The organism is Dietzia sp. UCD-THP, assembly GCF_000349585.1.
Classification (GTDB): Bacteria; Actinomycetota; Actinomycetes; order Mycobacteriales; family Mycobacteriaceae; genus Dietzia; species Dietzia natronolimnaea_A.
This window is the reverse complement of the sequence record NZ_AOSR01000190.1, coordinates 1-2,045: the sequence shown is the minus strand read 5'-3', so window position 1 is coordinate 2,045 and position 2,045 is coordinate 1. Positions and strand designations below refer to the sequence as shown.

Below are 2,045 nucleotides of genomic sequence, written 5' to 3'. Positions count from 1 at the left end.
CGTGTCACACGGTTCGCAGGAATCTGTCACTTCCCCGACCGAAGGAGACCACGCACGAAGAAATTGCGGCACTGCACGGCCTCGAGCAGCGGATAACGGTGTCCGTCTGCGAGCCAGGTACAAGAACCAAAAACTCGCAGCGGTTTTGAAGCAACGAACTGGTGCCACTGAGATTTGACCGATCTAACGGTATTCTGATTGCCGATTCGAAATTAGCTTGAATCTGCGGCTAGAAAAACGGGCGCAATCGGAGGAGTGTTGGTGAATCGGGAGCCCGAGCGCGTCGGCTCTCTATGGTACCACTTAGAACGTTAGGCGACCTGATCACTGGCCCGTCGCTTCACGTGGAGGGAAACCTCGGAAGAGTTGAAACGCAGACTTCGTGACCGGGCAGAACGTCGTAAACAAAATGCTCCCAAGTCGGCTGCGCCTGGAGTTCAACATTTTCGTATTCAACTTGGATAACTAAGGGAATTTGCAAATTGAGGTTCTGGTAATACTGGATTGTCGATTCAGCCGCTGAGGACAATGAAACTTCGCCCTGGGCGATCTCTTGAGCCGAGACTTTATTCTTATGTACCAGAAAATACTGAGAATCGTTCTGTGGAGAGATTACGATGTAGCAAAGAGATCCTTCGAGGTCCAGGGGCATTATTCGATTTCTACCGTCTCGGAACGAGGACAATGCCTCCCGCCATCGCTTGTAGATTCTCAGACGTAGATTAACTTCAGAGAGACTATTTTCGAAATCGCTGAAGCGGTCATCCCAGCCGCCTCGATTTTCCAAAGTCTGATGGCCGAGGACGGCTAGCGCCGTAATAGGTCGTTCTGCACGAGCTTCAAAAACCCTATCGGAGACAAATTTAACGACTTCGTCAACTGTGCGGAGGCACGCTCGAATCTCGTCGAGAGTCGGAGTGTATCCGTAGTGGATTGCTCTATTGCGAAGCGAAGCCACATCCGTAACCCATTGCTCAATAATTTCCGGGGCTTCCTGGCCCCACCCATAGTGCTGGTAGAACTTTTGGAGTTCGTTCTTAACAAGATCGACGATGCCTCGAGCAGTTCCGCGCTTGTTTAGGAAGCGCGTTACCGCCTGCTCGGGGCGTAGGTCCTCCTCCCAGAGCGTGTGCTGCAGCAGTTCGTCTAGCAGTGCTTCGCAACTTGAAGCATATAGTATGGCGGCGATTCTATAGTTGCCCTCTTTAGTGAAGTACATGTCGGCTTCGCGTCGAAAATCGAAGTAAGCAGTGAAAGGTCCATCATTAGAAAGATTGACAAGGGCTGCGTCTAGCCAAGAATCCAAATCGGCCGAATCGTGGGTGACGCTACTAACAAAAGGAATATTCCAATTTAAATTGAAGACGCTAAGCCCCTGCAAATCGGGCAATTCGCCCTTTTCGATCATTCGCCAAGGCTGGGTGTCCGAAGTGGCTAAGGGGATCATTGGTGGCAGGGACTCCCTAGTTACAAGTCTGAGCGGTTCATTCGAAATTAAGGCGAACGCTCGAAGTAATACGTTTAATTCCGAAACTGCGTAGTCAAAGGCGGCCGTGAATTGATCTGGGCCATTATCGCTCGTGGGCGCCGTTGTGTTCTTCTCTGTGAAATCTAGATCGACCATAGCTTCTGCTACTGTTGATTGGACAGGCTCTAGGATGTCGGAATGGCGTTCTTGACGACGCTCCCCGTTAGTCCGTTCTGCAGCAAGTTGGAAGCTCGATTCAATCGATATGGGAGGCGACCCTTTAGTCTCGACTTGGTGAAACACGAAGTGGACGCTGTCGGCTGTGGGAGACGAAGATCCGTCGTCCTGTTCAATCCATCCGGTGGCCTTCTTGGTTTTGTTGAAGCCGTTAGGTACGTGCAGTGTGCGGCTGAGCGGAATGAAGAAATGCGCAGTTGATCCCACGGCACGGACACTCCTATTCGAGTCCATAGTTAATGACCAGAGAAACTGAAAAAAATGACTTTCCTACCACGCCTCAGCCTGCCTTGCTCAGCGTCCGATATACGGCTGGCAGGAGCTCGCCGAGCAGTGCGCG

Annotated in this window: 1 protein-coding gene; it reads right to left on the bottom strand. The window is 51.4% G+C overall.

Annotated features, from left to right (window positions below):
• Window positions 1–340 precede the first annotated feature (340 nt).
• Entirely contained in the window at window positions 341–1,912 is a 1,572-nt protein-coding gene (locus H483_RS39575; RefSeq protein ID WP_193746860.1) for a hypothetical protein, read from the bottom strand.
• Window positions 1,913–2,045 lie beyond the last annotated feature (133 nt).